Consider the following 25,234-nt stretch of genomic DNA (forward strand, 5'->3'; position numbering starts at 1 on the left):
GCCCGCGGCCATCCCGAAATCACTTCTCGATGGCGGGAAGACAGATCGGGCGATGCTTGCGCTTGCCGATGAAGTCGAGGATCTCGGCAATCGCGGGGTCTTCACTCGCGAGCGGTTGGGCCGCCGCGAGCCGCTCGGCGAACGTGCCGGGGCCGTGGAAGAGTTTTTGGTAGAACGATTGCACGGTCGCGCGCCGCTGCTTGGTGAACTGCCGCCGCTTCATGCCGATGAGATTGAGGCCTTCCAGCGCCGCATACTGGCCGTTGGCGAGGCCGAACGGAATGATGTCGTCGCGCACGCCCGAGAGGCCGCCGACCATCACATAGGAGCCGATGCGCGTGAGCTGATGCACCGCCGACAGGCCGCCGATATAGACGAAATCGCCGATCTCGCAGTGGCCGCCGAGCGTCGCCGAGGTCGCGAAGATCGCGTTGTTGCCGACCACGCAGTCATGGCCGATATGGCTGTTGTTCATGAAGTAGCCGTCGTTGCCGACGCGCGTCTTTCCCCCGCCCTTGACGGTGCCGACATTCATCGTCGCACCCTCGCGGATGGTGTTGCCGGAACCGATGTCGAGCGTGGTCGGCTCGCCCTTGTAGCTGAGATCCTGGGGTGCGCCGCCCAGCACCGCGAAGGGCGAAATCACGCAGCCGTCGCCGATCGAGGTGTGGCCGATGACCGTGACTTGTCCGATCAGCTTGCAGTTCGCGCCGATCACGGCATTCGGACCGATGATGCAGAAGGGTCCGATTTCGGTACCCTCGCCGATCACGGCGCCGTCCGCGACCCGTGCGGTGGGATCAATCTTACTCATCAAGCAATCTGACTCATCAAGAAGGTCTGATTATGTGTTGAAGTCGCTCAGTTTTCCGGTGGTTAGCGCGACTATGCCCGATCTGTCCAGTGACGTATCATCTCGGCCTGTTTCAGGCGCCGGATGAGCCGGCCGTCCTAAAGCACGATGGGATTGGGATGAATCGTCATCGCGCTTCAGGCTATTGTTCGAGCATGATCCTTTCGGAAAACCACTGCACGCTTTTCCGGATCATGCTCTAGCCTTTCAGCGCCTTCATGTGGAGCTTGAAGTCATCGTGGTCAGGGCCCTGGCAGTTCTGCTCGCACAGCTCGCGGCCGCCCCGATCGTCTCCGAGACGGTCGAGACCGGCGAACGCCGCTTCGTCGATCTCGGGACGTTCGAGTGCCGCGACATCACCCGCAGCACGGTGCTTCAGCGGGTCTGCTACGACCGCGCGCGGCAGGACCTCATCGTCGCGGTGAACGGCGCCTATGACCGCTATTGCGGCGTGACGGCCGACACGGCCGAGCGCCTCCTGGACGCACCGTCCATGGGCCAATTCTTCAACCAAAATATCAAGCGAGATGTCACAGCCGGCCGTTACGCCTGCCCGGCGCGCGAACGCATGCAGAAGAGCTGATCCCGCTCAGTCCGTCAGCATGGCGCCGACGTCGGCCTCGGCAACGATCTGGCCGTTGACCTTGGCGTCGCCGTGAAACCACCACATCGTCTTGCGGCGTCCGATCGAACGCATGTGGTATTCGATGGTGTCGCCGGGCAGCACCGGCTTGCGGAACTTGCACTTGTCGATGGTGAGGAAATACACCGCGCGCGGCTTCTCGGTGCCCTCGACCGAGGTGATGCCGATCACGCCCGCGGTCTGCGCCATCGCTTCGATCATCATCACGCCGGGATAGACCGGACGCTCCGGGAAATGCCCCTGGAAGGCCGGCTCGTTGAAGGTGACGTTCTTGATGCCAATGCCGCTGTAATCGGCGCGGATATTGATCACCCGGTCGATCAACAGCATCGGAAAACGGTGCGGCAGCGTCCGGAGGATCGCGTTGATATCCACCAGCTCGAATTTGATCGGTGATTCCTCCGTCATTCCCGTCCCTCGTTCTTCGGATCGGCCCTGCTGTCGCGTACCAGGCGCTCCACCGCGATAATTTCCTTGAACCATTGCTTGGTCGGCTTGGCGAAAAAGCCGCCCCAGCGTCCGTTCGGCGGGATGTCGTCCTTGACGCCGCTCATCGCGGTGACCTGGGCCCCATCGCCGATCTTGAGGTGGTTGTTGATGCCAACCTTTGCTCCCAGCGCCACGTTGTCGCCGATCGTCAGGCTGCCCGCGAGCCCGATCTGGGCCGCCAGCAGGCAGTTCCGACCGATGGTCACATTGTGGCCGATCTGGACCTGGTTGTCGATTTTGGTGCCCTCCCCGATCACGGTGTCGCGCAGGGAGCCGCGATCGATGGTGGTGCCGGCACCGACTTCCACATTGTTCTGGATCAGCACGCGGCCGGTCTGGGGCACCTTGAGATGGCCCTCGGGGCCGAAGAAGATGAAGCCATAGCCGTCCTGGCCGATCGAGCAGCCGGGGTGGATCAGGACGTTGTTGCCGATCAGCGCGCACTGGATGGCCGTGCGGGCGCCGACATTGCAGTCCCGGCCGATCTTGACGCCGGGACCGATGACCACGCCGGCCCCGATCACGGTGCCGCTGCCGATCTCGACGTCAGGGCCGATGACGGTCAGGGGGTCGACGATGACGTCGTCCTCCAGCCGGGCCGAGGGATCGATGATGGCCGACGGCGAGATGCCGTTATTGCCGACCCAGGACTGCGGGCGCAGCGCATCGCCGTGCCATTCCCGGGCAAGCCCGACAAAGGCGCGGAACGGCTGCGCCACCCGCAGCACGGCAACATGCGCGGGCACCTGGGCCTCGAAGCGCGGACTCACCAGGCAAGCCCCGGCCTTGGTCGCCTTGAGCTCGTCGGCGTATTTGAGGTTGTCGAAGAACGCCAGATGCATCGGGCCGGCTTCGTCGAGCGAAGCAAGACCGGTAATGACGTGACCGCCCCTGGCAGGGTCGACGAGCTGCGCCTTGGTCAGCGCTGCAATGTCAGCCAGCGCTGAGGCCGGCGGCTTTTTGAAGAAGGTCGGCTGCGCCATTCCACCCCATCGCGGTCCGGCTTCGGCATGAAGCGGTCAGGCCGCATCATGCCTTATCTCACGGATTGAGCACGATCTTTTTGGAAACCGACCCCAACAAGGGGCCGGCTCATGCCCTGCTGATCGAACTAGAACGAGGTGCCGCCGCCGAACCGGAACTCCTGGGTACGGTCGTACTTGCCCTTGGTGAGCGGCACGGCGTAGTCGAAGCGCAGCGGTCCGAATGGCGACTGCCAGATCAGGCCAACACCAACCGACGAACGGACGACGTTGCCGTTGTCATACACCAGGCCGGTACAGGTTCCAGCCGTGGGCGGGTTGATGGTCGACGCCGTGCAGTTCGAGTTCCTGGTCGTGGTCACCTCGTTGGTCAAAGCCCATGTCGTCGGGCCCTGATAGTCGAAGAGACCACCGGCGTCGGCATAGACGGCGCCCTTCAGACCCACTTCCTTCGGCAGGAACCAGAACGGCATCTGCAATTCGAACGAAGCGCCCCAATATTTGGTGCCGCCAAGCGCGTCCTGCGTGCCAAAGGGATTCAAATCGCGCGGGCCGATGCCGTTCGGGGCAAAGCCGCGGACGAGATTCGGGCCCATCTGGAACTGATCCAGCATGCGGATCTCGTTGTTGCCGATCTTGTTCAGCATGCCGCCCTGAAGGTGGACGAGGCCGACGATGTCGGACACCAGCGGAGTGTAGTACTTCGCATCGACGACGGACTTCAGGTAGGAGACGTCGCCGCCGACGCCGGCGAAGTCCTGACGGAAGTCGACGAGCAGACCGTCGGTGGGGTTCTTGTTGTTGTCCAGCGTGTTGTAGGTCAACGTATAGCCCAGCGCCGAAGTCAGGGTCTTGCCGCCGGCAAGCTCCTTGCGGACCGGCAGCGAGGCTTCGCCGTCGAGGTAGCAGCCGAGGCCATTGGTCGACGCGAGGCTAAGACCATTGGCATTGGCAAAGGCCGGGCTTGGGTTGAACAACGGATTCGCGCTACCGTCGGGCAGGGTCTGCACGTTGTTACAGTTCGCCAAGTAGGACGGCAGCGTGATTTCCTGCTGATAGATCGAGTAGCGCAGCTGGAGCGCCAGATCTTCACGCAAGGAGAAGCCGAGGCGCGGCGAGAAGCCGAGCGTCTTCGTGCCATAGGAGATGTAGCTGTTGGCCAGCTGCTGGCGCTGATAGAGGTCGAGGCCCAGCGCAATGCGGTAGTCGAGCAGGTACGGCTCGACGAACGACAGCGAATAGCCGCGCGCATACTGGCCGTAGGTCACCGACGCCTTGGCGAACAGGCCGCGGCCGAGCAGATTGCGCTCGGAGATCGAGACTTCGGCGAGCGCGCCGTCGGTCGTCGAGTAACCGCCCGAGACCGAGAAGTCGCCGGTCGATTTCTCTTCGAGATCGACGATCAGGACCACGCGGTCGCTGGAGGAGCCCGGCTCCGTCGTGATCTTCACGCTCTTGAAATAGTCGAGGTTCTTCAGGCGGCGCTCGGCACGGTCAACCAGCGCGCGGTTGTAGGCATCGCCCTCGGAGATGTCGAACTCGCGGCGGATCACGTAGTCGCGCGTGCGGGTGTTGCCGCGGACGTTGATGCGCTCGATATAGGTGCGCGGGCCTTCGTCGATGTTGAAGACGACGGCGACGGTGTGCGCCTCGAAATTGCGGTCGCCGCCGGGGCGGACCACGGCGAAGGCATAGCCACGCCGCGACGCCTCGATCTGCATTTCCTCGACCGACTTCTCGACCGATTCGACGTTGTAGAGCGCGCCGACATTGACGCGCGAATAGTTGCGCATCGTGGTCGGATCGAAGTTCGGAATGGAGGAGCGGAAGTCGACGGTGCCGACGCGGTACTGCGAGCCTTCCTCGATCTTGAAGGTGACGTTGAAGCCCTTCTTCTCTGGATCATATTCGGTGAGCGCGGCGACCACCTGGACGTCGGCGAAACCGTTCTTGAGATAGAAACGGCGAATCAGGTCGCGGTCGGCCTCGACGCGATCGGGATCGTAGATGTCGTTGCTGGCGAGGAAGCTCAGCAGATTGGATTCGTGCGTCTTGATGACGTCGCGCAGGCGGTAGGAGGAGAACGCGTTGTTGCCGACGAACTCGATCGACTTGACGCCGGTCTTGGCGCCCTCCTCGACCGTGAAGACCAGATCGACGCGGTTGTTCGGCTGCTCGATGATCTCGGGCGTGACGCGGACGTCATAGCGGCCCGAGCGGCGGTAGATTTCGGCGATTCGCAGCGTGTCGGACTGCACCATGGCGCGGGAGAAGGTGCCGCGCGCCTTGGACTGGACCTCAGCGGTGAGCTGCTCGTCCTTGATCTTCTTGTTGCCCTCGAACGCGATGCGGCCGATCACCGGGTTTTCCACGACGGAGACGATGATCTGGCCACCGGAGCCGCGGTTGATTCGCACGTCCTGGAACAGGCCGGTCTCGATCAGGGCCTTCAGGCCGTCGTCGATGGCGCCCTGATCCAGGCGGCCACCCGGGCCCGGCTTGAAATAAGAGCGGATCGTCTCCACTTCGACACGGCGATTTCCTTCGACGGAAATCGACTGGACGGTCTGAGCAAGCGCAGACGAAGAGACAAAACCAGCCCCAACCGGGGCAAGCACCGGCGCGCCGAACAAGATCAGGGTTGCGAGCAAGCCCCCCCGGAGTCGCAGTCCAAACTTCATTGCGCAACGCGCCCTTATCAGTACCAGACCCAACCCCAACGCCGGTCCGGGAGATTCCCCAAGTTCAAAGCCGCTTGTAGCTAATTTCCCCGATGCCGCAAACGGCCGCTGACACCGCAATTTCAATTTCATTCCAAGACGTTGCTCATGAGCAACGCCACAAAAAAGCCCGTATCAGGAAGCTGCCATCCGCAAGATGTCGTTATAGGTGGCAAACACCATCAACATCAGCACCAGACCGAGCCCGATTCGGAACCCCATCTCCTGAGTCCGCTCGGACAAGGGCCGGCCCCGGACCACTTCCGCCGCGTAGAACATCAGGTGACCGCCATCGAGCAGCGGGATCGGGAACAGGTTCAACAGCCCGATCGACACCGACAGCACCGCGCACAGGTTGATCACGAACTGGAACCCGGCGCTGGCCGCCTGCCCGGACATCTTGGCGATGCCGAGCACGCCGCTGACCTCGTTGGGATTGCCTTGTCCGACGAACAGCGAGCCTAGGAACTTGAAGGTGCTGGTGATGATGAACCAGACCTGCTCGACCCCGATCTTGAGCGCTTCGCCGACGCCGACCGGCGTGGTCGAGGCCTCGCCGGCCTGCGACTTGTGCTCGACGCCGAGCACGCCGAGGCGGTGGCTGTTGCCGAAGGGATCCTTGCGCTCGAGCAGCGCCGGCGTCGCGGTCAGGGAGACGATGGTGCCGTCCCGCTTGACCTGGAAGGCAAGCGCCGAACCGGCATTCATCGCAACGATTCGCTGCATGTCGGCAAAGCTCTCGATCGGCTTGCCGTCGATCTGCACGACGACGTCGCCGATCTTGAAGCCGGCCGCGGCCGCAGCGCCGTCGGCGACGACGCCGTCAACGCGGGCGATCGTGCTCGGCTTGCCGTAATAGAGCGCCATGGCGGCGAAGATCAGCGCGCCCAGGATGAAATTGGCGATCGGTCCGGCCGCGACGATGGCGGCACGCGGGCCGACCTTCTTGTGATGGAAGCTGCCGGCGCGCTCCTCGGCCGTCATGGACGCAAGCGTCTCGGCCGAGGGGGTCGAGGCTTCGCTCTCGTCGCCGAAGAACTTGACGTAGCCGCCGAGCGGAATCGCCGAGATCTTCCAGCGGGTGCCATGGCGGTCGTTGAAACCGACCAGCTCCGGTCCGAAACCGAGCGAGAAGGTCAGCACCCGAACGCCCGCCCAGCGCGCGACAAGGAAATGGCCGAGTTCATGGAAGAACACGACGATCGTCAGGACGAACAGGAAGGGAACGGCGTAGCCAAGGAGCCCATGGCTCAACGTATTGAAACTATGGACGAAAAAGTCGATCATCGAATTCCCTCATCCAGCGCCGCAAGGCCCTGGCCCCGTGCCATCTAGGATGCCTTTAAGGCAATTTGAGGCAATAGGGCGGCAGCTCTATTTCGCGCAACATGGTCAACAGAGATAGCATCGTCGGCGGACGTCAGGGGAGCCTGGTTCCCGCCGCGGATCCAGTCGTCCAGCGTCGCCTCGACTAGCCGCGCGATCGCGCCGAACCGGATCTTGCCGGCGATGAAGGCGGCGACCGCAACCTCGTTGGCGGCGTTGTAGACGGTGGTCGCCCCCTTCCCGGTCCGGAGCGAATCGAAGGCCAGCCGAAGCCCGGGGAAGCGCTCGAAATCCGGCGCCTCGAAGGTCAGCTGGCCGATCTTGGCCAGATCGAGCTTGGCCGCCGGCCCCTTGATGCGATCGGGCCAGCCGAGGCAGTGCGCGATCGGCGTGCGCATGTCGGGAGAACCGAGCTGGGCCACCACCGAACGGTCGGAGAACTCGACCATGCCGTGGATGATCGACTGCGGATGCACGAGAACGTCGATCTCGTCGGGCGAGAGCGCGAACAGATAGGATGCCTCGATCACCTCGAGGCCCTTGTTCATCATCGAGGCGGAATCGATCGTGATCTTCTGGCCCATGCTCCAGTTCGGATGCTTCAGGGCCTGCTCGAGGGTCGCCTGCTCGATATCGGCGGGCTTCCAGGTTCGGAACGGCCCGCCCGAGGCCGTGATGATGACGCGGACGAGTTCGTCGCGGTTGCCCGAGCCCAGCGCCTGGAACAGCGCATTGTGCTCGGAATCGGCCGGCAGGATGCAGGCGCCCGCTTTCGCCGCGCGCTGCATGAAGAAATCGCCGGCGCAGACGAGACATTCCTTGTTGGCGAGCGCGACATGCGCACCGCGATCGACCGCGGCCAAAGCCGGCTTCAATCCGGCGGCGCCGCTCACGGCGGCCATCACCCAATCGGCCGGACGCGCGCCGGCTTCGATCACCGCGCTTTCGCCCGCGCCGCATTCCGTGCTCGTTCCCGCGAGCGCAGCCTTGAGCTCGGCGAACTTGGATGTGTCGGCAATCGCGACGTAGCGCGCGGAAAACTCCTTGGCGAGCTTGGCCAGCGCTTCGACATTGCCGTTCGCCGTCAGAGCTTCGACGCGATAGCGCCCGGGAGAGGCGCGCAGCAGATCCATCGTGCTGTCGCCGATCGAGCCGGTGGCGCCGAGAACCGTGACACTGCGGACGCTCGACGCCGCAGCCTTGTTGTTACGCAATGGGACCGCGCTCATATCCTCACCAAACCATAAGACCGCTTCCGGCGCTATGCACACCATGGCGGAGAAAGCCGATAATCCATGCCATCAGGATGGCGGCAACAAAACCGTCCAGACGGTCCAGCAGTCCGCCATGGCCGGGAATTAAGTGACTGGAATCCTTGACGCCAAACCGCCGCTTGACCGCGGATTCGAACAGATCGCCCGCCTGCGATACCACCGACAGGATGGCGCTGACGAGCAGCAGTGGAACCGCCTTTCCGATCCCGCACGCCGCAAAGCCGGCCGCAACCAAAAGGCTCGCCGCAAAGCCGCCGAGCGCCCCTGACCAGGTCTTCTTCGGGCTCACGCGCGGCCATAGTTTCGGCCCGCCAATGCTGCGTCCGGCGAAATAGCCGCCGATATCGGTCGCCCACACCACGAGCAGCACGAACATCAGGGCGGCGAAGCCGTTGACGAGATCCTGCCGCACCAGGATCGAGGCCAGCAGCGCCGCCGATGCGTAGGCGAAGCCGGTGGCCGCCCAGATGAACTTGCCCCGCGCGATCAGCGTCACGATCGCGCCGCCGATGAGGCCGGTGATGATTGCGGTCTTGAGCGCGCCGAAGGCGACGCAGGCCCCCATCATCGCAATGACGATGGTCCCTGCCCCGGTCAGTGCGGCAGACCCCGCGCCCACCACCATCAGCCATTCCGCAAACAGTCCGATCGACACCAGCGTGACGAGAAGCGCCCACAGCCAGCCGCCGGCATAAGCCAGCGCGATGGCGAGCGGCGCCAGCACCAGCGCCGCGAGGACTCGCATCACGAGATTGCTCGGGGCAGGCTTCGCGCCCGCCGATGCGGCGTCGGGTTCGCTCACGAGGCGTTTTTCGCGACCAGACCGCCGAAACGGCGCTCGCGTCTGGCGAATTCGGCGATCGCGCCTTCCAGCGCCGCCTTGTCGAAATCGGGCCAGTGGATCGGCACGAAGACCAGTTCGCTGTAGGCGGCTTGCCACATCAGGAAGTTGGACAGCCGCTGCTCGCCGCTGGTGCGGATGATGAGATCGGGATCGGGAATGTCGGGCGCATCGAGATGAGCCCCGATCGTCTCGGCGTCGATCGTTTCAGGGGCGCGCTTGCCGTCTGCGACTTCCCGCGCGAGCTTCTGGGCGGCTTTCGCGATTTCCTGCCGCGAACCGTAATTGAAGGCGACGACCAGCGTCAGGCGCGTGTTGTCGCGCGTCAGCTCCTCGGCCTCGTTGAGGAGTGCGCAGATGTCGCTATCGAGTCCGTCACGCTCGCCGATGATGCGGACCTTGACGCCGTCGCGGTGCAGGCTCGCGAGATCGTTGCGGATGAAGCGGCGCAGGAGACCAAACAGATCGCCGATCTCGCTCGCCGGGCGCGACCAGTTCTCCGAAGAGAAGGAGAAGATGGTGAGATAGCGGATGCCGAGCTCGTGCGAGGCACGCACCACCCGGCGCAGCGCCTCGACGCCGCGGCGATGCCCTTCGGCCCGCGGCAGGCCGCGCGCGGCGGCCCAACGCCCGTTGCCATCCATGATGATGGCGACATGCGCAGGCGCGTCGGACCGGTCGGGTCCTTCGGTTGCTGGCGCGGCGGCGTTGGACATGAAGGCGGCCCTAAAGCATGATCCGGACAAGTGCGAAGCGGTTTTCCGAAAAGACCATGCGCGAACAATAACCTAAAGCGCGATGATCGCTTTAGACGGTGAGGATTTCTTTTTCCTTGGCAGCCAGCAACTGGTCGATCTCGGAGATGGTGCCGTCGGTCGCCTTCTGCACCTCGTCGGCGTGACGCTTCTGATCGTCTTCCGACATCTCGTGATTCTTCTCGAGCTTCTTGAGGACGTCGAGGCCGTCGCGGCGGACGTGACGCGCGGCGACCTTGGCGGCTTCCGCGTATTTGTGCGCGACCTTGACGAGCTCCTTGCGACGCTCCTCGTTGAGCTCGGGGATGCGCAGGCGCAGCACCTGGCCTTCGGTCGCGGGCGACAGGCCGAGATTGGAATCGACGATCGCCTTCTCGACCGGCTTGACCATCGACTTGTCCCAGACCTGCACCGAGATCAGCCGCGGCTCCGGCACGCTGACGGTGGCAAGCTGGTTGAGCGGCATGTGGCTGCCGTAGGCCTCGACCTGCACCGGGTCGAGCATCGAGGCCGACGCGCGCCCCGTGCGCAGGCCGCCAAGCTCGTGCTTGAGGGCCTGGACGGCGCCCTGCATGCGACGCTTCACTTCGTTGAGGTCGAAATTACCCGTGGCCATCACGTTTCTCCTTCAAAATCCCGGCGACCCACTCCGCGCCCCTCAGGCGCGACCGACGAGCCGTCAGCCGGCGACGACGGTTCCGTGGCCGCCGCCACGCAGCACAGCGCCGATCGAACCCGGCTCCGCGATCGAGAATACGATGATAGGCAGCAACGTCTCGCGGGCAAGCGCGAAGGCGGTCGCATCCATCACCTTGTAGCCGCCCTCGATCGCCTGCGAATGCGTCAGCCGGTCGAATCGCGTGGCGGTCGGATCCTTTTTCGGGTCGGCCGAGTAGACGCCGTCGACATTGGTCGCCTTCAGCACAGCCTCGGCCCCGATCTCGGCGGCCCGCAGCACCGCGGTCGTGTCGGTGGTGAAGAACGGATTGCCGGTTCCGCCCCCGAGCAGCACGATCCGGCCCTCGGCGAGGTATTTGTGCGCCGCGGTGCGGGTGAACAGCTCGGAAATCTCGGGCATGACGAAGGCCGACAGCGTACGGGCCGGCGTGCCCTTGCGCTCGATCGTCGCCTCCAGCGCGAGGCAGTTCATCATGGTGGCGAGCATGCCCATGGTGTCGCCGGTGGTGCGCGACACCCCTTGCGAGGACACTTCGACGCCGCGCACGATGTTGCCGCCGCCGATCACCACCGCGACCTCGGTGCCGAGCTGGCGGGCGGCGATCAGATCGTCCGCAACCCGGTCGAGGGTCGGCTGATCGATGCCAAAACCCTGCTGTCCTGCGAGATACTCGCCGGACAGCTTGATCACGACGCGACGATAGACCGGATCAGTCATGAGCACTTTCCCCGTCCGGGCGCCGCTTCCGGCGGCAAGCCGGAAGGAACGTACCGGCGCTTACTTCTTGCCGCTGGCCGCTGCGACCTCGGCCGCGAAGTCGCTTTCCTGCTTCTCGATTCCCTCACCGAGAGCATAGCGCACAAAGCCCGCGATCTTCACCGCGCCGCCGACCTTGCCTTCGGCTTCCTTCACCGCCTGCGCCACCGACTTGCCGGTGTCGTGGATGAAAGCCTGCTCGAGCAGGCAGACTTCCTTGTAGTAGGTCTTGAGGCCGGACTCGACGATCTTCTCGATCACGTTCTCGGGCTTGCCCTGCTGACGATATTTGTCGGCGAGCACGTCCTTCTCACGCTTCACGACCGCCGGATCGAGGCCGGACGGCTCGAGCGCGAGCGGGTTGGTGGCCGCGACATGCATCGCGATCTGGCGACCGAGGGCCGCGAGCTCGTCGGCCTTGCCGGGCGATTCGAGCGCGACGATCACGCCCATCTTGCCGGCGCCTTCGACGACGGCGCCGTGGACGTAGCTCGACACGACGCCCTGCGTCACTTCGAGCGAAGCTGCGCGACGCAGCGTCATGTTCTCGCCGATGGTGGCGATCGCATCGTTGATCGCGGCTTCGATCGTGACGTCGCCGACCTTGGCGGCCTTAACCTTCTCGACATCGGCGCCGACGTCGAATGCAACCTGTGCGACCATCTTGACGAGGCCCTGGAACTGGCCGTTGCGCGCGACGAAGTCGGTCTCGGAGTTGACCTCGACCACGACGCCCTTGGTGCCCTTGGTGAGCGCGCCGATCAGGCCCTCCGCGGCGACGCGGCCGGACTTCTTGGCGGCCTTCGACAGGCCCTTCTTGCGCAGCCAGTCCTGCGCGGCTTCCATGTTGCCGTCGTTTTCGGTGAGCGCGGCCTTGCAGTCCATCATGCCTGCGCCGGTGGACTCGCGCAGATCCTTGACCATCGCAGCTGTGATCGTTGCCATCGTTGAAAATCCTTCTTGCCTGCCGGTTTGCCGCGGCGTGGCATCAAACAGCCCCGCCGCGGTCCATCTCAGGAATTCGCGTCAACTGAAATGGTGGCCGGACTTATATCCGGCCAACCCATCGCTCTTTTTGACTATTCCGCTTCCGCGGTCAGCGCCTTGGCCTTGGCCACCCAGGCATCCGCACGGCTCGGCAGACCGACTTCTTCGCCGATCTTGTGCGCGGTGTCGTGATCGAGCTCGGCAAGCTGCCAGAAGTGGAAGATGCCGAGGTCGTTGAACTTCTTCTCGATCGCGCCCGACACGCCCGGGAGCTTCTTGAGGTCGTCGGCGGTGCCGCGCGGACCGGCAAGGCCCTGGAAACCGCTCGAGGAGGCAGCCGGCAGATCTTCGGCAACCGGGCGAGCCGAGGCACCGATGTCGATGCCCGAATCGCCCTGGGCGCGCGAGATGCCGTCGATCGCCGCACGTGCGATCAGGTCGCAATACAGCGCGATCGCGCGGCCGGCGTCGTCATTGCCCGGGACCACATAGGTGATGCCCTTCGGGTCCGAATTGGTGTCGACGATCGCGGCGACCGGGATGTTGAGCCGCTGGGCTTCCTGGATCGCGATGTCTTCTTTGTTGGTGTCGATCACGAAGATCAGGTCGGGCAGACCGCCCATGTCCTTGATGCCGCCGAGCGAGCGATCGAGCTTGTCGCGCTCGCGCTGAAGCGTCAGGCGCTCCTTCTTGGTGTAGGAGCTGGCGTCGCCGCCGGACAGCACGTCATCGAGATGACGCAGGCGCTTGATCGAGGCCGAGATCGTCTTCCAGTTGGTCAGCGTGCCGCCGAGCCAGCGCGAATTGACGAAATACTGCGCGCAGCGCTTGGCAGCGTCCGCGACGCCGTCCTGCGCCTGGCGCTTGGTGCCAACGAACAGGATGCGGCCGCCCTTGGCGACGGTGTCGCTGACCGCCTGCAAGGCGGTGTGCAGCATCGGCACGGTCTGCGCGAGGTCGACGATGTGGATGTTGTTGCGGGCGCCGAAAATGAACGGAGCCATTTTCGGATTCCAGCGGTGAGACTGGTGACCAAAGTGCACGCCAGCTTCGAGGAGCTGACGCATGGTGAAATCGGGTAGCGCCATAGTTTCAATTCTCCGGTTGGTTCCTCCGGAAACGTGTGAGCAAAACGGAGCGTTCTCGCCCCGGTTGCCACCGGACGGCCTTGTGAGCCATGTTTCCGTGTGAGATGGGGCGCTATATAGCGCCATTTCGGCCAGAAGCAAGGAAATAAGGGCCTTTCGGGGGCGGTTTTCGTCCCCCGAAGGCCCTCTTCCGTAAAGACCACGGCAGTCCGTAAAGACCTAGCAAAGACCTAGCATTTGGGCTGGTTCGGCGGGCACTTTTTCGCCGCCGGCGCCGCTGGGTGCGGCGGAGGCGCCGCCGGACGCTGCGGGGGCGGTGGCGCGACGGCCATCCGCGGCGGCGGTGGTGCCGGCCGGGCGACCGGCGGTGGCGGCGCGGGCCGCGCCATTGGCGGAGGCGCCGGCCGCGCGACGGCCACAGGCGGAGCCGCGCGGGCCGGCGGAGGCGAAGCGACATGCGGCGGCGGTGCCGGGCGAGCGGCGGGCGGTGGTGGCGTCGGCCTCGCCACAGCCTGCGGCCGCGATGCTGGGGCTGACGGCGACGGCCGGGCGGCCTGCGCCGGAGGGGTCGCGGGCGAGTTCTGCGGTTTGATAGGTTCGCGCGCCGCCGAGGGCGGCGGCGTGACCGGCTTGCCCGCCGCGCCCGAGGGCGTGCCGGGCGGCGTGCCCGGAGGCGACGCGCCGGCCGGCTCGCGGGTTGCAGACTTGCCGCCCCCGGGCGGGGTCTGGGCAACCGGCGGTTTCGGCGGTTGGCCGGGCGCAGCCGGGTTCGCGGTGGGCGCAACGGTCGTCGGAGTGCCGGCCGTTGGCGCACCAGGATGGGGCGGCAGCGTTGTGCCGGGCGCAGCCGTGGTCGGCGCCCCCGGATGCGTCGGCGGGGGCGCGCCGGGTGCATTCGCCGTAGGCGCCGAGGGCCTGCCGCCTTGCGGCGTCCCTGCCCCGGCCGGCGGCGCTGGCGGCCCGCCTTGGGCGCCGGGAACCGGCAACGTGTTGGTCTGTGGCAGCTTGGGCGGCGGTGCGGCGGGGGGTGCGCCGGTCGGCGCGACATTGGCCGGCGTCCCGGGAGGTGTCCCCGGCCTTGCCGTCGGCTGGACCGTCGCGCTCGGCGGCATCGGTGCCTTGCCCTGCTGGATCAGCGCGGCGCGCTGCGTAGCCGCTTGCGGCAACATTGGCGCGACCGGGCTGGCGCGGTCGGCAAGCGCCGGCCTCAGATTGCCAGGCCCGGTCCCTCCTCCCGCTCCCACGGGCGGGGCGGGCGGCCGGTTGATCACGGTGTTGATGACCGTGGTGTTATGGATGTTGTTGAAGACGATGTTGTTCGGCGGCGGCGCAACATAGATCGGCGGCCTGACGAACACCGGGATCGGCACGAACAGCGGCTGCGGCAGCACGAACAGGCCGACCACAGGCAGCGGCGGCTCGAGCACGACGAAATCCGGCGGCGGCGGCGGCAGATAATAGACCGGCGGCGGCGGTGGCGGCGCGAAACCGAAATCAGGGTCGCTGAAATACAGCACGGGACGGTCGACATAGACCACCTCCTCCGGCGGCGGTGGCGGCACGTCATAGTCGATCATCGCGAAGGTCGGCGGTGGCTCGGGCGGCGCGGTGAGTATCGCCAGACGCCGGCGCGCATCGGCCGCGTGCGGCCCGCGCGGATAGCGGCGCAGATAGGACCAATAGGCCTCCGGCGTATCGTTCCGGTAGGTCCGCCGCCAGGTGATCGCCTCGCGGCGCGCCGCGACGATCACCATCACGCGCTTCGACAGCGGGTCACCGGGATAGGCCGCGAGAAACTCTTCGTAGGCCGGCAGCGTGTCGCGCTCGAGCGCGGCCGCATAGGCGTCCTGCACACCGAGATCGCGGATCGGCTTGTTGCGGATCGCGGCAACCTGGTCGGGCGCGGCCTCCGGAGGCGGCGCATCGGGCCCGCGCTCGAAGAACGAGAAGGGCGCCGATATCTTCGCCTCGTTCCACGGCACCTGCGCGCCCTTGCTGGCCTCGTTGACGCGCAGACGGACGCGGTCGAACACCTCGGCCAGCGGCAGGCCGCCGGTACGGATCATCTCCGCCAGCGATTGCGCATAAATGCCGTACGGGCCGGGCTCTTCCGGCGCGACCGTGCCGGGCGCGGCGTTGAAGGCGATCAGCATGTTCGGATCCGGCTCGACCAGCGCCAGTCCGCTCGCGATCGGCTGGCCGCCCTCGATGAAGGGCTGCGCGCGCGCCGCGTCGAGCACGACGATGTTGGCCTTGAGCGGAATGGAGGCGAGCTGGCGGGCGTAGTCGCTGATGCGCAGACCTTCGGTCGGAATGTCGGTGTCGCGGGTGATGTTGGAATCGACCGGGATGAAATAGTTCTCGCCGGCAAGCTGCACGCCATAGCCGGCAAGATAGACCATCGCGACGGTGCCGGGACCCGAGGCCTGCGCCTTCTGGATGAAATCGCGAAGACTCTTGCGCAGCGTGTCGCCGTCGAGGTCGCGCGCGCCGACCACGTCGAAGCCCGCCGCTTGCAGCGTCTGCGCGATCAGGCCGGCATCGTTCGCGGTCGTCGCCAGCGGCGACTTGGCGTAGGCGCCGTTGCCGACCACGAGCGCGATGCGCTTTTCCTGCTGCTGCGCGCGCGCCGGATCGGGCGCGGCCGCAGCGAAGGCCAGGATCGGCAGGAGAAAACAGAGGAAGGCCTTGTAGGTCCCACGCATGGCTTGCTTGCCCGCTATCGTTGTTGAGCTGCCACCGTATATGAGACGCGCGGCCGGCTGAATGGCTCTTGAACGAAAGGCGCGGATTGAGGCGGTGGCATGGCGCCCCCGCCCCATCAAACCCCTGCGTCAGGCCCGCGTAAGCCTCACGACCGCATTGCGGCGCGAGCCTCGCTCAGCCCTGCGCGATCAGATCGACTGTTCCCGTCGTGAGCCGGTAGATACCGCCGACGACCTTCAGCTTGCCCTGCTCCACGGCCGCGTTGAGGATCGGCGCGGCCGACTTCAGCTTCGCGACGTTGTCGATCACGTTCTGCCGGATCGCCTTGTTGAGCACGTCCCCACCCTGCTGCATCGCAGCCTTTGCGGCGGGCGCGATCGCATCGACCAGCGAGGGAATGTGGCCCGGCGGCGACGTGTTGTCCTTGATCGCCTTCAGCGTCGCATCGACCGCGCCGCAGGCATCATGGCCGAGCACGAGGATCAGCGGCGCGTTGAGCACGGCGACCGCATATTCCATGCTGGCGATGGTTTCGGTCCCAGCAAAGTTTCCGGCGACGCGGCAGACAAAGAGATCGCCACGGCCCGAGTCGAAGGCATATTCCGGCGCAATGCGCGAGTCCGCGCAGCTCAGCACGGCCGCGAACGGGTTCTGCCCGCCCGCCAGCGCTTCGCGCTCATGCTTGAAATCATGCCGCCGCGCCACACCCGAGACGTAGCGCGCGTTGCCCTCCATCAGTCGTTTCAACGACGCATCGGGCGACAGCACGTTCTCCGGCTTCGGCGGTTGTTTGGCTTCCTTTGCCAGGGCGCCGTTGGCGACGGCTCCGCCGGCGAAAGCCATGCCAAACGCGGCGGCGCCAAACAGCATCGCGGACCGCCGTGACGGCGCGATGTCTTGATGCAGAGATTGATGATGCAGAGATTCAGAGCATTGGTCGCACATGTGACGTTTCCCCGGGTACAGTGGACGAATGGAAGCGTCGCGAGGATAGGTCCGCCGATGTGAAGAAATCACCAATGATAAATGATGCAACTGATGATTGCTGCACCGCGAACCATGCTGCAAAGCCGAAGGGGGCGCTTGCTTCCCGCGCAATGACTGCACGAACTTGCGCTCGTCTGCGTATGTTTGCAATCGGGCCGCTAAAGCCTGACCCGAAAAAAAGCGCAGCAATTTTCCCTTGCGACAAACGCGGCACGCATTTGCGCCTGGATCAGGCTCCAACAACGATCCACGGCACGATGACGTTTCTTCCAGATCTCGTCGCGCCCTAGAGCTGCTGCACGTCCACCACGCCCGCGACCGCCTTGATCGCGCCGGCGATCTGCGGCGAGACCTTGAAGCGGCCCGGCAGCTTCATCTCGACCTCGGTCTCGAGGTCGAGCATCATCACCAGCGAGACCTCGCCGTCGCCGTTCGAACGCGGCGCGATGCCGGGACTGCCGACCTTTGGCGCGGCGCCGTTCGAGGCCGCCATGTCGGGTCCGGCCAGTCGCTTGGCGATCGACTCCAGCGGCTTGGTGTCGCGCACGAAGATGCGCAGGCCCTTCTGCGTCTTGGCGGCGGCGTCATCGAGCGGCTCGGCATGCAGCACGCGCGCGCGGACGTCCTCGCCCTGCAATTCCGCGCCCAACTGGAGCAGCACGGCGGCGCCCGGCTCGAGCACATCGCGATATTGCGCGAGGCCTTCGGAGAACAGCACCGCCTCGAAATGGCCCGTGGGATCAGAGAGCCCCATGATACCCATCTTGTTGCCGGTCTTGGTGCGCCGCTCCATGCGCGACACCACGGTGGCCGCGACCTTGCCTGCGGTGGCGCCGGTCTTCACCGCACGCGAGAATTCGGCCCAGCTCTGCACCCGCAGGCGCTTCAGCACCATCGCGTAATCGTCGAGCGGATGGCCCGACAGGAAGAATCCGATCGCGTCATATTCGCGGCGCAACCGCTCGGCCGGCAGCCAGGGCTCGATCTGCGGCAGCATGATGGTCGGCGCGTCCGCCGACATGCCGAACATGTCGTTCTGGCCGATCGTCTCGGCCTGATGCGCACGCTGGCAGGCGGCCAGGATCGAGTCCGCGCCGGCAAAGACCCGCGCCCTGTTCGGCTCCAGCGTGTCGAAGGCGCCCGCAGCGGCGAGGCTTTCGATGATGCGCTTGTTGATCGCGCGCGGATTGACCCGCGCGGCGAAGTCAGCGAGCGAGGTGAACAGCCCGCGCCTGGTCCGCTCCTCGATGATCTGCTCGATCGCCTGGATGCCGACGCCCTTGAGCGCGGCGAGCGCGTAATAGATCGTCTTCTCGCCGACCTCGAAGGTCGGGCCTGAGCGGTTGATGTTCGGCGGCTCGACCTTGATGCCGAGGCGCTGCGCCTCGGAACGGAATTCGGAGAGCTTGTCGGTGTTGTTGAGATCGAGCGTCATCGACGCTGCGATGAACTCCACCGGGTAATGCGCCTTCATATAGGCGGTGTGGTAGGAGACCAGCGCGTAGGCCGCCGCGTGGCTCTTGTTGAAGCCGTAGTCGGCGAACTTCGCGAGCAGCTCGAAGATGGTCTCGGCCTGCCCCCGCGGCACGCCGTTCTTGACCGCGCCGGCGACGAAGATGTCGCGCTGCTTGTCCATCTCGGCGCGGATCTTCTTGCCCATGGCGCGGCGAAGCAGGTCGGCGTCGCCGAGCGAATAGCCCGACATCACCTGCGCGATCTGCATCACCTGTTCCTGGTAGATGATGACGCCGAAGGTTTCCTTCAGGATCGGCTCCAGCACCGGATGCAGATATTCCGGCTCCTCGTCGCCGTGCTTGCGCGAGCAATAGGTCGGGATGTTCGCCATCGGGCCCGGACGATAGAGCGCGACCAGCGCGATGATGTCCTCGAAACGGTCGGGGCGCATGTCGACCAGCGCGCGCCGCATGCCCTGGCTTTCAACCTGGAACACGCCGACCACCTCGCCCCGCGCCAGCATCTGGTAGCTTTCGGCATCGTCGATCGGCAGCGTCGCGAGATCGATATCGATGTTGCGCGGCTTCAGGAGCTTCACCGCGACGTCGAGCACGGTCAGCGTCTTCAGGCCGAGGAAGTCGAACTTCACGAGCCCGGCCGGCTCGACCCATTTCATGTTGAACTGGGTCACCGGCATGTCCGACTTGGGATCGCGGTACATCGGCACGAGTTCGCTCAAGGGGCGATCGCCGATCACGATGCCGGCCGCGTGCGTCGAGGCGTGGCGAGTCAGGCCTTCCAGGCGCTGCGCGATGTCGAAGGCGCGCGCCACCACCGGGTCTTCATCGCGGAACGCCTGAAGCTTCGGCTCGCTCTCGATCGCGGCGGCCAACGTCACCGGCGCGGCCGGATTCTGCGGCACGAGCTTGGTCAGCTTGTCGACCTGGCCATAGGGCATTTGCAGCACCCGGCCGACGTCGCGCAGCACGCCGCGCGCCTGCAGCGTACCGAAGGTGATGATCTGCGCGACCTGGTCGCGACCGTAGCGCTCCTGGACGTACCTGATCACCTCGCCGCGGCGATCTTGGCAGAAATCGATGTCGAAGTCCGGCATCGAGACGCGTTCCGGATTGAGGAAGCGTTCGAACAGCAGGCCGAACTTGATCGGGTCGAGGTCGGTGATGGTGAGCGCCCAGGCGACCAGTGAGCCGGCGCCCGAACCGCGGCCCGGCCCGACCGGAATCCCTTGGCCCTTCGCCCATTTGATGAAGTCCGACACGATCAGGAAGTAGCCCGCGTACTTCATGCGCATGATGACGTCGAGCTCGAACGCCAGGCGCTTGTTGTAGTCCTCTTCCGTGGTGCCCTGCGACAGGCCGTGCACGCGCAGGCGGTTGGCGAGCCCCTCCTCCGCCTGGCGCTTCAGCTCGGCCGCCTCGACCGACGCGGCGTCGGAGCTGGCGGCGGCGCCGACCGTGAAGAACGGCAGGATCGGCTTGCGCGTCATCGGGCGGAACGAGCAGCGCTCGGCGATCTCCACCGTCGAGGCCAGCGCCTCCGGAATGTCGGCGAACAGCACCGCCATCTCGGCGCGGGTCTTGAAGCGGTGATCGGGCGTGAGCTGAACGCGATCGGTCTCGGCGATCAGCCGCCCGCCGGCGATGCAGAGCAGTGCATCATGCGCCTCGTAATCGTCGTTCGAAGCGAAATACGGCTCGTTGGTCGCAACCAGCGGCAGGCCTTTCGCGTAGGCGATGTCGATCAGCCCGCTTTCGACGCGGCGCTCCTTGTCGATGTTGTGGCGCTGCAATTCGACATAAAGGCGGTCGCCGAACAGGCCGGCGAGACGCTCGCAGCGCGTCGCCGCAATTTCGGCCTGCCCGCTCGCAAGCGCGAGCGAGATTGGACCGTCGGGGCCGCCCGTGAGTGCGATCAAGCCTTCGGTCTCACCGTCGAGCCAATCGAGCTTGATGAACGGCGCGTGGCTGTCAGGCGATTCGAGGAACGCGCGCGAGTTCAGCCGCATCAGGCTGCGATAACCGCGCTCCTGGGCCGCCAGCAGCACCACACGCGACGGCAGCAGCGCGTTGCGCGCATTGGGATCCTGGTCGCCGAAATCGATCGCGAGCTCGCAGCCAACGATCGGCTGGATGCCGGAGCCCGCCATCTTGTCGGAGAACTCCAGCGCGCCGAACATGTTGTCGGTGTCGGTCAGCGCCAGTGCGGGCTGGTGGTCCTTCTTCGCAAGCTCGGCGAGCTTGGCGATCTTGATCGAGCCCTTGAGCAGCGAATAGGCCGAGTGAACGTGAAGGTGGACAAATCCGGCGCTCGGCATGGTCGCGTGACGGCCTCTTGCAGATGAGATGGAGCGGTCGCCGGCTCCAGGGGGATCATGAGGACATCTTCCGCCCACCCAGCCGACTCGCCTCACAATGGTGGGGCGTCACCGCTTCAGAGTCCACGCCGGAGCCACGAAACGGCCGCGTCGTCCCGCTTTTCCCCAAGGGCATGACCAAGGGGGTCTGGCCAGCCGCGGCCTAGAGCTGCGGAATCACCTGCGCCCAGATTGCGATCATCCCGACGAACAGCGAGATCGAGGCGAGTGCGGCGGCTTCTTCCACGAAAATCCTGAACATGGCTTGCTCCATCACCAGAACGTATGAAGAACATTGTTCTCATTTCGTTCTTGAGAGTCAAGCCGTCTCGGCCACCTCGAAATGGGATGGTTAACTCGCTGAATTCAAACAATAAAAAAGCCCCGGCCAACGGCCGGGGCTTCGACAACCGCTCCAGGCAGAGCGATCAGTCTCAGGCGTTTTCTTAGTAACGGCCGATCAGCGGGCCGCCGAACTTGTAGTTCAGGCGGACGAGACCCATGTCGACGTCCTGGCGGATGCGCTCCGAACCGGCGAAGCCAGCGAAGGTCACGTCCTTGTCGGACAGGAAGATGTGGTTGTACTCAACGCCAACCGACCAGTTCGGCGCGAAGCCGTACTCGAGGCCGGCACCGACCGTGCCACCCCAGCGGCTGTCGCTGGACGAGGAGAGCAGCGCGCCCGCCGTGTTGGAGATCTCGTACTTGTTGCTGACCACAGCCGCACCGCCCTTGACGTAGACCAGGACGTTGTTCCAGGCGTAGCCAACCTGACCAGTGATCAGACCGAACGCATCGATCTTGGTGCGGTTGCGGGTGGCGAACAGCGCGCTGGCGTTGTCGCCCGAGAAATCGGCCCAGTTGCCCTGGCCTTCCACGCCGAACACCCACTGGCCGGACTGCCAGCGATAGCCGATCTGACCACCGACCGTACCGCCGGTCGCATCGTGCGAGCCTTCACGACCAACGCCGACGAAATCCCAGGTCGCGTGCGACGAACCGCCGCCGCCGTTGATGCCGATGTAGAAGCCGCTCCAGTCATAGACGGTCGCGATCATCGCAGGCGCCTTGGTGTAAGGCCGCGCAGCGAGGTCAGCAGCCAGCGCCGGCGCAGTCGCGCTCAGCGCGACAAGGCTCACAGCAGCAAGCAACAGATTCTTGTTCATTTGATTCCCGTTCCAGTTTCGTCATTAGGCCCCCGGGCCGTGGCGTCGTCATATCAGCGCTCGACGGAATTGCTGTAACTCCGACGCAACAGTCGGAGCCAAAGGGCTGTGCTGCGTTAATGAATGTTTAGCAGCGTGCGCGGGAAACCCTTTGAAACAAGGGTTTTCATGAGTTCCAATGTCGACTGCACGACGTATATTGCATCTGTGCTTGGAGACCTGATGCACGCACGATTGTGTGATTGGAGATTGAGATGCGTAGACAGATTGCCCTCCCCATTGTCGCCACACTTTCGCTCGCAATCGCCACATTCGCGCTCACGCTGAGCGCAAGCGCGCCCGCACGCGCATTCGGCACGCATCACGCGTTCTGCCTGACCGGCGATGAATGGCCGGGGCTGAGCAATTGCACGTTCGACAGTTACGCACAGTGTCAGGCAAGCTCGTCGGGCCGCGCGCTGACCTGCCTCGCGAATCCGTATTTCACTGGCCAGAGCGATGATCCCTACGCCTATCAGAATCGTCCGGGCGCCCAGACACCGGGCTATTCACCCGGCTACTACCCGCCGCGCTGAGATGCGCCGCGCCCGCTTCGCGCTCGTCGCCACCGGCCTGCTCTTCTCGGGCGTGCCGGCGCACGCGCAGACCTACGATCCCAGCTATCCCGTCTGCATGCAGATATACGGCCCGGTCGGCTATTTCGACTGCCGCTACACTTCGCTCGAACAGTGCAGATTTCTCGCCGTCGGCCGCTCCGCGAGCTGTACCGTGAATCCATACTTTCCGCAGAAGAGGTCAAAGGCTCCCCGACGGCCGAAGCAGGCGGACTAGGCGTGCTCCTCTGCCGGGACTTGCCAACTTTGACGCCCTTACGAGCTTAACGCACTTGCGAGCTTTTCCATCGCGCCGACATTGCCCACTCACCCCCTCGTCGCGTATTCGGAAGTTACTTTCCGAGCGAGGTCTTGCACGACAGCCAAGAACGCAGCCGACGCCATCGGCCGATACGGCTCCAAGGCCTGGTCCGAGGGCGGTAACGTCAGCAGCAGGTCCGCATCGCCATGACAATCTTGATAATCTTGCAACCAGAGCGCTGTCACATGGACCGCCGGCACGGTGAGCAGGAAAGCCTCGAAGCGTCCTTCCCGAACTTCAGGAAGCTTCTCGGCACGACGGATCGCCTCCGACGTCGCCGCCACAAACGGCCCTTCGTTCAGGTCACCCAGTTCATACGTCGTCTCATACGTCGTCGCTGCCGACTTCACGATTGTCGCAGCAGCGATCGGCTCCTGTTCCTCCCCTCCACCATCATCAGCGGTGGTGCGCCGCTTCGCTTCAATCACAAGAAATCTCCAATTGCCTATCGTCGCAGCCGCTCGCAGTTTTTCTGCGCGACGGATCTTGCCAAAAGCCAGATAGGCAATGCGATGCGGCAGGGAAATGAAGACCGCGTCGCGGTTGGCAGTGGAAAGCCTTGATCGCGGGAATTTCGGATTGCCCACCCGGATGGCCACCGCTCGCTTCACAGCTACGACCGCAGCCGCCGGAGGATCGCTGGGATGAATTGCCATCTTTTCTCTCCTTTCGCGGTGGCGAGGTTCTAGACCGGGGGCTTCGAGAAGTAGGTGTCCGTCCAGACACCTTTGGCGTCCCGATAGTTTGAGCAAAATCGATCAAACTGGATCTCTGGTGTCGAGCCGTAAAGGGGATCCTCGATGACCAGGCTGTCGGTATCCTCCAGATATCCGACGATCGCGACGAAGTGCGCCGGTCCCTCCTCATCTTCGTCTCCCGACCAGACCGTGCGAACACAAATGGGTCGCCCTGCACTGATCTCCTGCTGCACCTCCATTCGTGTCGCTCGTTGGTCGTAGGCCAACAGGGCGAGGCAGCGAACTCGGTTGAGCGGTGATCCAAGAGTATGCGTCACATCGAATTCCAGGCCCGGCGTGCCGCAAGGGAAATCACAGCAATCATGCCGGTTCAATTCAAGGTCGGCGATGTGGCACTGCGTGAAAATGCTGGTCTCGTCGTAATAGCGCGAGATGCTGGAAGCGACGGCTGCCCAGCACCAATTGATGTGACACTGATGTTGCATCGTGAAATCTGGCGCCAACTGAATCCGCGTCCTTTCGATGACGGAAATTTCTTCCACACCCATTGCAATACCTCGTGGTTGAGATCGATTGGTCCAACTTCAATTCCTTGTGGCCGTGCGGAGCGCATCCTTGCAAAATCCAAGGATGCGATCTCGGCTGCGGCATTAGGCACGGTTCAATGCTCTTGTTTTGCTGCCTCGGTCACCGCATGGAAGGTGCCGCATTGCTGGAGGTACGGAAACACGGCTTCAGCAATGGCCTTCCCGGCAGCCGTGTCACTCGGGTAGTGGACGCCAGCGATCTCGCGATTCTTCCCGATCCGCGCGGCCAGCGCCCTCAGCGCACTCTTGGCACCGGGGATAATCTCTCCCAGCGCCAGTGCCATCAGGTGGCTCTCCAGCGAATGTCCGCTCGGATAGGAGGCGTGCCAGGGCGAAGCGACCATTGGGAAAAGCCCCGGCCACACCTGTTGCGGCCGCCCGCGATTGAACCTGAGCTTGTAGTAGACGGCGACCATCAGCCCAACATGATCGGCCATCTCCAGAATCTTTATCGTATTTGGATGCGCCGACGGCGAAAGCATGAGGACCTGCGCAAAATAGCCGACAAGCCTCACGTCCTGATCGACGATCTCATCTGCCAACCTCTTGCGACGATCCATCGACGCCCCAAGGAGTTCGTCGATCTCCCCGAAAATCACATCGTGATCCGTTGGCGGGCCGGCGACAGTGATGGTTTGCCAATCGGTCCTGGCAAATTCGAGCAATGCGATCTGGGCAAAAAAGTCAGGGCGCCAGGCAGACAGCGGGAATGTCGCCCCGTAATTCAAGCTACCGGGCAGGACTCCGACGAAACTCTCGAAGATCGGGAAAGGACGCGGGGGAATTCCGCCGCCAACGTAGCCGCCGCTAACTGCGCCGTTTCCGCCACCACCGCCGCCCCCACCACCGCCGCCTCCGCCGCCGCCGCCACCACCGCCACCACCGCCGCCACCACCGCCTCCTCCTGCAACACCAGGCATTGTGCTCTCCATCGAGGGGCTAATAATTTGAA

22 protein-coding genes are annotated in these 25,234 nt (G+C 64.6%); 3 read left to right on the forward strand and 19 right to left on the reverse strand.

The features are described 5' to 3' along the window. Window positions 1-19 precede the first annotated feature (19 nt). Window positions 20-814, reverse strand: a complete 795-nt coding sequence (gene lpxA, locus AB7008_RS27955; protein WP_304489989.1) for an acyl-ACP--UDP-N-acetylglucosamine O-acyltransferase — start codon at window positions 812-814, stop codon at window positions 20-22. 277 nt (window positions 815-1,091) lie between these two features. On the opposite strand from lpxA, the gene AB7008_RS27960 reads away from it, so the two are divergent. Beyond that, complete coding sequence (locus AB7008_RS27960) at window positions 1,092-1,436, forward strand: KTSC domain-containing protein (RefSeq protein ID WP_304489990.1); 345 nt, start codon at window positions 1,092-1,094, stop codon at window positions 1,434-1,436. Between the two features lie 6 nt (window positions 1,437-1,442). On the opposite strand, the gene fabZ is transcribed toward AB7008_RS27960, so the two are convergent. The 15 genes from fabZ to AB7008_RS28035 all read right to left on the reverse strand — a co-directional run bounded on the left by fabZ (window position 1,443) and on the right by AB7008_RS28035 (window position 22,082). Continuing rightward, on the reverse strand, window positions 1,443-1,904 hold the full coding sequence (gene fabZ / locus AB7008_RS27965) for a 3-hydroxyacyl-ACP dehydratase FabZ (protein WP_028156003.1): 462 nt from the start codon (window positions 1,902-1,904) through the stop codon (window positions 1,443-1,445). Beyond that, window positions 1,901-2,968 carry a UDP-3-O-(3-hydroxymyristoyl)glucosamine N-acyltransferase gene (lpxD, locus tag AB7008_RS27970; RefSeq protein ID WP_028156002.1) on the reverse strand — a complete coding sequence of 356 codons (1,068 nt, stop codon included), beginning with the start codon at window positions 2,966-2,968 and terminating at the stop codon, window positions 1,901-1,903. Before lpxD ends, fabZ begins: the two co-directional genes overlap by 4 nt. 128 nt (window positions 2,969-3,096) lie before the next feature. After that, window positions 3,097-5,649, reverse strand: a complete 2,553-nt coding sequence (gene bamA, locus AB7008_RS27975) for an outer membrane protein assembly factor BamA (RefSeq protein ID WP_028156001.1) — start codon at window positions 5,647-5,649, stop codon at window positions 3,097-3,099. Window positions 5,650-5,823: 174 nt separating this feature from the next. After that, window positions 5,824-6,975, reverse strand: coding sequence for an RIP metalloprotease RseP (rseP, locus tag AB7008_RS27980; protein ID WP_028156000.1), 1,152 nt, complete (start codon window positions 6,973-6,975; stop codon window positions 5,824-5,826). A 44-nt stretch (window positions 6,976-7,019) separates the two neighbouring features. Then, a complete protein-coding gene (gene dxr / locus AB7008_RS27985; protein WP_028155999.1) occupies window positions 7,020-8,243 on the reverse strand; it encodes a 1-deoxy-D-xylulose-5-phosphate reductoisomerase in 1,224 nt (407 codons plus the stop codon). A 4-nt stretch (window positions 8,244-8,247) separates the two neighbouring features. After that, complete coding sequence (locus AB7008_RS27990) at window positions 8,248-9,090, reverse strand: phosphatidate cytidylyltransferase (RefSeq protein WP_175627359.1); 843 nt, start codon at window positions 9,088-9,090, stop codon at window positions 8,248-8,250. Next, the gene (locus AB7008_RS27995; protein WP_014494938.1) at window positions 9,087-9,845 is read right to left on the reverse strand and encodes an isoprenyl transferase; all 759 of its coding nucleotides are present in this window, start codon (window positions 9,843-9,845) and stop codon (window positions 9,087-9,089) included. Before AB7008_RS27995 ends, AB7008_RS27990 begins: the two co-directional genes overlap by 4 nt. Before the next feature lie 91 nt (window positions 9,846-9,936). Continuing rightward, window positions 9,937-10,500: a ribosome recycling factor gene (frr, locus tag AB7008_RS28000; RefSeq protein WP_014494937.1), complete on the reverse strand. Its 564-nt coding sequence runs from the start codon at window positions 10,498-10,500 to the stop codon at window positions 9,937-9,939. Window positions 10,501-10,563: 63 nt separating this feature from the next. Then, complete coding sequence (gene pyrH, locus AB7008_RS28005) at window positions 10,564-11,280, reverse strand: UMP kinase (RefSeq protein ID WP_028151698.1); 717 nt, start codon at window positions 11,278-11,280, stop codon at window positions 10,564-10,566. A 60-nt stretch (window positions 11,281-11,340) separates the two neighbouring features. Further along, window positions 11,341-12,264: a translation elongation factor Ts gene (tsf, locus tag AB7008_RS28010; RefSeq protein ID WP_028155997.1), complete on the reverse strand. Its 924-nt coding sequence runs from the start codon at window positions 12,262-12,264 to the stop codon at window positions 11,341-11,343. 134 nt (window positions 12,265-12,398) lie between these two features. Beyond that, entirely contained in the window at window positions 12,399-13,394 is a 996-nt protein-coding gene (locus AB7008_RS28015) for a 30S ribosomal protein S2 (protein ID WP_028155996.1), read from the reverse strand. A gap of 230 nt (window positions 13,395-13,624) precedes the next feature. Beyond that, window positions 13,625-16,099 carry a caspase family protein gene (locus AB7008_RS28020; RefSeq protein ID WP_441259849.1) on the reverse strand — a complete coding sequence of 825 codons (2,475 nt, stop codon included), beginning with the start codon at window positions 16,097-16,099 and terminating at the stop codon, window positions 13,625-13,627. Between the two features lie 175 nt (window positions 16,100-16,274). Continuing rightward, the gene (locus AB7008_RS28025; protein WP_441261255.1) at window positions 16,275-17,045 is read right to left on the reverse strand and encodes a carbonic anhydrase; all 771 of its coding nucleotides are present in this window, start codon (window positions 17,043-17,045) and stop codon (window positions 16,275-16,277) included. 328 nt (window positions 17,046-17,373) lie between these two features. Beyond that, window positions 17,374-20,877 carry a DNA polymerase III subunit alpha gene (gene dnaE, locus AB7008_RS28030; RefSeq protein ID WP_441259850.1) on the reverse strand — a complete coding sequence of 1,168 codons (3,504 nt, stop codon included), beginning with the start codon at window positions 20,875-20,877 and terminating at the stop codon, window positions 17,374-17,376. A 485-nt stretch (window positions 20,878-21,362) separates the two neighbouring features. Then, window positions 21,363-22,082, reverse strand: a complete 720-nt coding sequence (locus AB7008_RS28035) for an outer membrane protein (protein ID WP_014494930.1) — start codon at window positions 22,080-22,082, stop codon at window positions 21,363-21,365. 254 nt (window positions 22,083-22,336) lie between these two features. On the opposite strand from AB7008_RS28035, the gene AB7008_RS28040 reads away from it, so the two are divergent. Together AB7008_RS28040 and AB7008_RS28045 are read left to right on the forward strand one after the other, a co-directional pair. Continuing rightward, entirely contained in the window at window positions 22,337-22,657 is a 321-nt protein-coding gene (locus tag AB7008_RS28040; protein WP_304489994.1) for a DUF3551 domain-containing protein, read from the forward strand. A 1-nt stretch (window position 22,658) separates the two neighbouring features. Then, window positions 22,659-22,913 (forward strand): DUF3551 domain-containing protein, encoded by a 255-nt coding sequence (locus AB7008_RS28045; protein WP_038955334.1) that lies wholly within the window; start codon window positions 22,659-22,661, stop codon window positions 22,911-22,913. Between the two features lie 89 nt (window positions 22,914-23,002). On the opposite strand, the gene AB7008_RS28050 is transcribed toward AB7008_RS28045, so the two are convergent. The 3 genes from AB7008_RS28050 to AB7008_RS28060 all read right to left on the reverse strand — a co-directional run bounded on the left by AB7008_RS28050 (window position 23,003) and on the right by AB7008_RS28060 (window position 25,202). Then, entirely contained in the window at window positions 23,003-23,653 is a 651-nt protein-coding gene (locus AB7008_RS28050; RefSeq protein WP_304489995.1) for a hypothetical protein, read from the reverse strand. 29 nt (window positions 23,654-23,682) lie between these two features. Next, entirely contained in the window at window positions 23,683-24,243 is a 561-nt protein-coding gene (locus tag AB7008_RS28055; RefSeq protein ID WP_304489996.1) for a papain-like cysteine protease family protein, read from the reverse strand. 113 nt (window positions 24,244-24,356) lie between these two features. Then, on the reverse strand, window positions 24,357-25,202 hold the full coding sequence (locus AB7008_RS28060) for a phosphatase PAP2 family protein (RefSeq protein ID WP_441259851.1): 846 nt from the start codon (window positions 25,200-25,202) through the stop codon (window positions 24,357-24,359). Window positions 25,203-25,234 lie beyond the last annotated feature (32 nt).

The sequence above is a fragment of the Bradyrhizobium sp. 521_C7_N1_3 genome, assembly GCF_052075975.1.
In the GTDB taxonomy this organism is placed as follows: domain Bacteria; phylum Pseudomonadota; class Alphaproteobacteria; order Rhizobiales; family Xanthobacteraceae; genus Bradyrhizobium; species Bradyrhizobium japonicum.